Genomic DNA, 7,466 nt, shown 5'->3' with positions numbered 1-7,466 from the left:
CCCTGGCTACTGCTTATAATAAAACCATATAAAAAATGATCAACCAGAAATATCTGGCTGACCTTATAATACGAACGGAGCAGTTTAGTTGGATAAGAATAGATATGTTTCTTATGGTTTCTTCTTCTATTTTTTGTAGTATAATTTACTCCATACTACAAATTAGAGATATAAGGAAGTGTAAGTGTGAAGGTACGTATAATCACTGGAATTATTATGGCAATTTTATTTTTAATTCCATTTTATTTCGGGAGTTATTGGTTTTCGGCTTTTTCTTTAATTCTTGCAATAATAGCCTATTATGAATTTACTACTATTATTAAGGCAAGAATTTTGGACGTTAAATGGTTTGCAGGACTTTTAGGAGTTATATTTTTATTCTCTCCTTTGTTAAGTTCTGGGGGTGAACAGATTCAAATTAAAGTATTGATAGCTCTTGTTCTCTTATTACTAACAGCTACTATCTTTAATCAGGAGTTTTCAATTGAAAAGGCTGGGACTTTGCTGATTGGCGTTTTATATATTGGATTTGGGTTCAGTTCATTAGCAGAAGCAAGAATAGATAATGGAGTTATTTGGGCGTTCTCTATATTACTAACAATTTGGTCAACTGACTCAGGAGCTTATTTTATTGGAAGAAAATTTGGTAAAAGAAAACTTGCTGAAAAAATTAGTCCTAATAAGACAGTAGAAGGAGCAATAGGTGGTATTATAGCAGCGATTATTATAGGAATGGTTCTTCAAATGACATTAAATACATATGTAAACTACATCGAAGCTTTAATAATAACTCTTGTTGTATCTATAGCTGGTCAAGTTGGTGACTTGGTTGAATCAGCACTAAAACGCAACTATGGTGTTAAAGATTCAGGGAAAATTCTTCCTGGTCACGGGGGAGTTTTAGATAGGTTAGATAGCTGGATCTTTGTATTTATTGGATTGAAATTTATTGGCTTGTTATAGAAATAAAAGAATTTCTTCTTCAACTAACTGAGGGCTTTAATTGAAGAAGATAGCAAACTAAAAGCAACAATCTTTGAGAAAACAATTTATAATAAACAACCTTAAAAAAGGTTCGGATTTAATTATCCGAGCCTTTTTCTCTTACCAATATATCTGATATTTCACAATCCAATACCTCGCACAACTTATCTAATGTATCAGCAGAGTATCGTGTTGCTGTATTCGTAGCAATTCTTCTGAGCGTTTCGAACGATATCCCAGTTAATCTTTCCAACTCACGAATAGAGAGACCTTGTGAATCCAATATGTATTTTAAATTTGATTTAACAACCATTTATTAACACCTCCAGAGGGAAGTATACCATACAACACAAAACGCATACAAAGTATTGACTAATAAAATAAGTCTGCGCTATATTAATTATAGACTTATTTAATAAGTCGAGAACATACATAGAGGTGAGTAAAATGAAAGCGAACTTAAACAACCTAAACGAACTTCAAAATGTGGTAGCATCTTACTTTATTAATAAATTGAAATTAACATTAGACGAGACGTTGTTCATGTCAGTACGTAACTTGGTTTCTGACAAGGGTAGCATATTCGTGAAGCACTCTAGACTAAGAGAACTAGTAAAACTACCACAAGATATTCAAATAGCTGTGGAGAGCCTTATGACGCTTAATAGCTTAGTGTTTATCACAAAAAGAGCTTACATATCAGATTTATTCGTAGATACACAAGCACTATAATAGTGATTCTTCTTGTGTCTATGCAAAAGGTTGCACATACGGGCAGTGTTAACAATCTTATTAATACAACACAAATGTAAAAGGTTATGTATACGGACAGTTATAAAATAACATAAAACATAAAACATAAAATATAAAAAATAGTAAAAAAGTAAAAATATAGTAATAGTGATATAGGTAGTATTATAATTGTCCGCATACGTAACCTTTTAGAATTTTTACTGCAATACACTAGCATTTCGACAGAAGGGAAGGTAAACACAAAGCTGAAATTATAGACGATGAAAAAGGTTACATAGGGGAAGGCTAGTAGGAGAGGACTTTAAATATTAAAAAATGAGCATAAAATGTCGAACGCTAAACACTCAACCCCTTGTATATCAAGTAATAGACTCGCAAAATACGTCACTATATGGATAGGGGAAAGTTTAATAGAACTGAAACTCATAACACAATATGAAACGAAGCAGGTTTACGTTACTTTTTGCCCAATATCTATTTAAATGAAAAATACTTTTCTATATAGCTAAGATATGGTGATAAATGTGATACATATTCAGCTACCAGTCTATTTAGCTATGTAGAAAAGTATTTTGGGTGAGGAAATCACCTGAGAAAAACAGAATTATTATTTAGAGATTTTCACACTCATTATTCGCAAGGCTATATCTTCCTCCTTCTAGTCTTGCAACTTCTCTTTTATTTTTAACTTAATAAATTAATAAGAGAGATTAGATGAACTGATGTTCTTTTAAGTGTGATAGCTATGTAGTGTAATTTAGGAGGAATCAATTCAATTAAGAAAGGGATGATGTGATTATGTTGACAGAAAAATATGCAGTACGTAACAAATACATGGCAAATGCCTTAGGGTTTATTACAAACCAAAAATACAGTGTTGAGAAAGATGTGAACAATCCCAATAAAACAGTGTTCGTATTCAAATGCACAGTAGAACTTATGAACGCAGTAACAGAACTAACTCAACTAAAGAAAAAGTATTCTAACTAACTCAAGGGGAACTCAATTATGACAGAAAACACTCAATTCAATTCAAGCAACTACGACCAATTGTTAGAACAGCTTAAACACGCTGAACAAGAAAGACCAGTATGCGTTTCTAATGAATATTTTGAGATGTTGCCAACTATTTATAAGACACATGAAAAAGAGATTAAGACTTGGAAGACTGTTTCTACAGCTTATTCTTATATCTACTTCATGACTTACTTGTATAGATGGTGTAAATATTCACACTACGCTCCAAGCGTAAAAGATGTAAAAAGAATTCTAGGTTCAGCTAGTAATAAAACTGTTGATATTTTTATAAAGAAAAATGGCTTATTTGACCAGTATAACTTGACTGAGACTATCGGACTATTCGAATTGCCAGTTGTATTTGAAACTGATGAAGATACAGACTTACCATTATTTACGAATGTACTAGAACTACATGCAGACCTAAAAGAACACGTACATATGTATTATCGTGAACCAATGGGATTGACAAATAGATACACTTCTAAAAAACCTGTATTAGCATTTCACAGTAATACACTAGAAGAAGATAATCAAGGAACATTCTATAAAGGCACAAACTTTACAAACATACCTTTTGAGGTGTTTGCTTTTTGTATGAATCATGCTTGCCTAGGTGATAAAGCATTCTATGTTTATTCATTCCTAAAAAGTCAATACGATTACTTTGAAGATAAAAACGAAGAGTATCGTGTTGGACATAGAACAGTAGCGAGCAAGTTGAATATACCACGTAGTTCGGTATATGGCATCATGCGTTCACTACATGATTACGGACTAATAAGAATGGAAAGAAATCAAGACTACTTTGTATTAGGCAATGACATAGCAGACCGTATAGCACCTACTATAACTATAGTAAGTGAAATCCAAGAGTTTGGTAAGGAAACTAAGAAAGAGTACGACTTGATGCCAATTAAATCAAAAGAAGAATATATCTTGGAAAAAAAACTAGAAGCCATTGGGGAGCTAAATGAGTATAACCAATTAGTGGTTGAGGTAAAAGGTGTTGAAAATACTGCACTAGATGAAATACAACAAATGAAAATGAATGAAGTAGCAGAAACGCAAGTTAAATCAGAAACAGACCCACGGAAAAAACGTGCAGAAATCAATTTAGGTGAACTACCATTCTGATAATAAATTAGGAGAATACTGATTATAAAAGTAAAAGTATTGAGTAATAGAAGAAAACTAAGAGGTAAGGTATATAGGGGTAGTACGAAACGAACTTTCTGGAAGTGAACTAGAAATCTTGTTTCTTCTCAACAAGCAATATTGCTTGTTGTAAAAGTAAACATAAAACCAACTATAAATTTATTTGGAAATATGCTCAGAAAACTATTTATCCAAATTTCTATATTCAATATAGCACACAGACTATTAAAAAACAACATATAAAATCAACTAAAAAAGGAGGAACAGCTACTATGAAAGCAAACTTAAACAAATCAACAGAAGGTACATTCATCCAATCAGTAGAAGCGTCAATCATTTGGGAGCATATGAACAGAGGGGCTTCATTAACACCAAAGTATGACGGTTTCATTCCATATTCATTAGAACTTATTAAGCTACGAGAACTGGGGATAAATGAATTTGCAGACCGTAAAAATGATAAAGTTGATATTCAAGAGTTAGATAGGCGAACAATGAAGACAATCCGTAAATTCCATACAGACGATATTATCAATGTTAAGTTTAAAAGCAAAGTAAGTAACGTTAAAACGGTCTTAAAGAAAGTTGAAGATTCTCAAGCTCGTACACTAGAGTCATTTACAAATGAACATGGTGAGAAACCAGACTTTGAAGAACGATTAGCAGTACTGAATGAAAAATTTAATACACGCAATGAAGAAATCGCTCAATTAATCGAAGCTAATAAAGATGCTTGGGAAACTACTTTATCACTACAAGAATTACGTAATGAATTATACGTCAATGGTTTTACATTAACTAACTACAAAGGTGAAAAAGTTAAATACGTTGTATATAAACGTTCTTCTGCTAAGTCTCGTATAGGCTCATGCTTATTCATTCGTGAAGATATAGCAAAAGAAGTAACTAATTGGTCAAGAATGGGTATCAACTTTGAAAACGGTGAAGAAATTGACATAGCTTCATTGTCTGCTTATGAGTCACTAGTTACATCGTCACTTAAAAGTACAATCAAGATTGACCCTAAACACATTCTATTAATTGATGATGTTGACTCAGTATTTAACATGTCTGCAATTGAAATTGTTAAAGACACTTTAAATGGTAAAGTCAAACTTAAATCTCAAGCAAATGAGAACGCAACAATCTCTAACAGTTTGTTTGATGGTTCTGGATTGTTAGACTCTCAATATTTCAATGGTCAAGGAATGATGCTATTGCGTCAACACTTCTTTAAATCATGTGTGTTCAATACAAATGTAGTTGATTTCATGAGAGACCAATTCGGCTCAGAATATGAAACTGCTACTATTAAAGATATGCTAGGTAACAAAGTTAAAGCTAAAGATATACATATGATTATTACACCTTCAAGCTTAAAAGTATTTAAGTTCAGCAAATTCGTAGGTACTGATAAAGATATGTACAAACATTGGAAGAAAACAATTAAAGCAGAGAAGAATACCTTCGGTGTATGTAAGTCTGAATCCTCAACTAAGCTAGGGTATGATAAAAAAGGAATGCCACTTCAACAAATGTCTTATCAAATGGTTAATTCATTGGATTTAGATATCAACGGTGTTCAAGAATTATCAAAATTCGAGGTTGATTATATCAACGCAATCAAAAATGACGATGAAGCATTTGCACAACATCTATTAGAAACTGCAACAATGACAAACAGCAACGAAATGTTAGCAAACTTATTTTATCATAACAATGATATTGCTAAGACAGAACTATTTAATACATTCAAAAGAAAGACTATTAACAAATACGTAGCACATATGAAACAAGGTAAAATACGTATCACTGGTGACTACACTGTATTAATTGGTAATCCGATAGAGTTCTTATTCTCTGCAATCGGAAAGTTTGACGTAAACGACAAGAATACGCACCACATGAACGGCAATCAAATTTATAATAAGAGCTTTAAAAATGGTGAAGAAGTTGTATGCTTCCGTAATCCTCACACATCTGCTAATAACCTACTATATGCAATCAACACTAAAAACCCTCTTATTGACAAATATTTTAATTTCACAAAAAACATTGTTGCTGTAAATGCCATTGAATTTCCTGTTCAAGATATCTTATCTGGTTGTGACTATGATTCAGATACAATGTTAATCACGAATAATAAAACAATTGTAGAAGTTGCTCGTAATAATGACGCTAAAGTTTGTTTGAATGGTGTTTCAGCTACTTCTAACCGCTATGTATTAGATAGCCTAAATCGTGCTAAAGTTGACAAAACAATCGCTTCGGAGCTTATCGGAATGGTTGTGAACGTAGGACAAACCGCTCAATCGGTTATGTATGATGCAAAGCTTAACGGTCATACAGCGTTATACAAAGAGATGAAAGAAGTCGTTGAAATCATATCAGTATTATCTACAATCGCTATTGATGGTGCTAAAAAAGCCTATGACATTGATGCGGAGAAAGAGCTTGTTCGACTATCTTTGCTAGTTAAATCTCGAATGAAACAAGATGATGAGGGTAAGAATCTTTTCCCTAGCTTCATGAACAACGGAAGGAATCACAAGCGTAAATACACTAGCTATAAAACTGCAATGGATTATGTAGTTGACATCTTTGACGTTCGTAATCGTGAAACAGCAGAAGAACTAACTACTAAAATCAGACGGGCTAAAGAACTAAAATCATCTGATGCAATTAATATTTTCGAATTAGTAATGCCTTTTGATATTGAAACAGGTGAGATTTTCCACGTTCGCAATGCTAACAATAAACAAGAAAATGAAATTATCTCATTGGTTGACACTTACACAGATAAAATGAAACACTATAGAACTTCTCTATTAAAAGCTAATTCAGAAGATAGGGGAATAATCGCTAAGAAAATTGTGCTTAGTGGGAACATAATTAAAAGCTCTATGAAGAAACGCACAATCAAAACTACTACGATTTTTTCTATTATGTATCATCTATTTGAATCGAATACTATTGAAGACAATCAAATTCAAATTATGAATGCTGTATATCAATCTGAACCGAAAAAGTTTTTATCAGTTTTTGAGCAAAAATAGTAGAACGTTGGCTTATTTGATTAGTCGAAAACGCCTAATATCTAAGGAGATAGCGAACAATAATATGTCACCACAAGGATAGAGACGTTCAGGTCTTTTCCATTTTTGGTATATTATATTTCTCCTATATTCTTATTTCTGAATGGGCAGCACCTAGATTCTTGGACTGTCCTTTTGAACAATTAAGGAATTAATAATACCAAGAATAAAATATGAATGGAGATTATATGAATATATGAAAACATATAAAGAAAGATGCCAACTATTGATGGAAATGAAACTAAAGAAGATTAAAGCGAAAGACTTAGCGGAATTACTAGGTTGCTCGAAAAGTTGGATTAGTCAGTATTTCAATAGCAAAGTAGACATACCGAAAGAATCAGAGAATAAGATAATAGCGTATGTTGAATCAAAATAGCTAACAAGAGGATTGTATAACATGACTGATTGTTTATACGTTAATGACATTTGCTTCCTATTCACTTACAATTGTAGGTA

The 7,466-nt window shown here is 32.3% G+C and carries 7 protein-coding genes; 6 read left to right on the top strand and 1 reads right to left on the bottom strand.

Annotated elements, in window-relative coordinates; translation table 11 throughout:
* Positions 1-186: 186 nt before the first annotated feature.
* Entirely contained in the window at positions 187-963 is a 777-nt protein-coding gene (locus AC3WSK_RS07300) for a phosphatidate cytidylyltransferase (RefSeq protein ID WP_492413368.1), read from the top strand.
* Positions 964-1,081: 118 nt separating this feature from the next.
* Here AC3WSK_RS07300 and AC3WSK_RS07295 read toward each other — a convergent pair whose 3' ends face one another.
* Positions 1,082-1,297, bottom strand: a complete 216-nt coding sequence (locus AC3WSK_RS07295; protein ID WP_079561916.1) for a helix-turn-helix domain-containing protein — start codon at positions 1,295-1,297, stop codon at positions 1,082-1,084.
* A 134-nt stretch (positions 1,298-1,431) separates the two neighbouring features.
* On the opposite strand from AC3WSK_RS07295, the gene AC3WSK_RS07290 reads away from it, so the two are divergent.
* From AC3WSK_RS07290 to AC3WSK_RS07270, 5 genes are all read left to right on the top strand, one after another.
* Entirely contained in the window at positions 1,432-1,716 is a 285-nt protein-coding gene (locus tag AC3WSK_RS07290; RefSeq protein WP_492413366.1) for a hypothetical protein, read from the top strand.
* A gap of 819 nt (positions 1,717-2,535) precedes the next feature.
* Complete coding sequence (locus AC3WSK_RS07285; protein WP_492413364.1) at positions 2,536-2,727, top strand: hypothetical protein; 192 nt, start codon at positions 2,536-2,538, stop codon at positions 2,725-2,727.
* A gap of 18 nt (positions 2,728-2,745) precedes the next feature.
* Positions 2,746-3,891, top strand: a complete 1,146-nt coding sequence (locus tag AC3WSK_RS07280; RefSeq protein ID WP_492413362.1) for a helix-turn-helix domain-containing protein — start codon at positions 2,746-2,748, stop codon at positions 3,889-3,891.
* Between the two features lie 293 nt (positions 3,892-4,184).
* Positions 4,185-6,968: a hypothetical protein gene (locus tag AC3WSK_RS07275; protein WP_492413360.1), complete on the top strand. Its 2,784-nt coding sequence runs from the start codon at positions 4,185-4,187 to the stop codon at positions 6,966-6,968.
* A gap of 235 nt (positions 6,969-7,203) precedes the next feature.
* Positions 7,204-7,386, top strand: coding sequence for a helix-turn-helix domain-containing protein (locus tag AC3WSK_RS07270; RefSeq protein ID WP_492413358.1), 183 nt, complete (start codon positions 7,204-7,206; stop codon positions 7,384-7,386).
* Positions 7,387-7,466 lie beyond the last annotated feature (80 nt).

The organism is Lysinibacillus sp. EB271-A1-10B, assembly GCF_058791335.1.
Note: the sequence above shows the minus strand (reverse complement) of the source record. Positions and strands in the feature narration are given on the sequence as shown.

Bases quoted from the DNA above. Each gene is read 5' to 3' on its own strand.
- AC3WSK_RS07295 (WP_079561916.1), bottom strand. From the start codon at position 1,297: ATGGTTGTTAAATCAAATTTAAAATACATATTGGATTCACAAGGTCTC.
- AC3WSK_RS07290 (WP_492413366.1), top strand. From the start codon at position 1,432: ATGAAAGCGAACTTAAACAACCTAAACGAACTTCAAAATGTGGTAGCA.
- AC3WSK_RS07285 (WP_492413364.1), top strand. From the start codon at position 2,536: ATGTTGACAGAAAAATATGCAGTACGTAACAAATACATGGCAAATGCC.
- AC3WSK_RS07280 (WP_492413362.1), top strand. From the start codon at position 2,746: ATGACAGAAAACACTCAATTCAATTCAAGCAACTACGACCAATTGTTA.
- AC3WSK_RS07275 (WP_492413360.1), top strand. From the start codon at position 4,185: ATGAAAGCAAACTTAAACAAATCAACAGAAGGTACATTCATCCAATCA.
- AC3WSK_RS07270 (WP_492413358.1), top strand. From the start codon at position 7,204: ATGAAAACATATAAAGAAAGATGCCAACTATTGATGGAAATGAAACTA.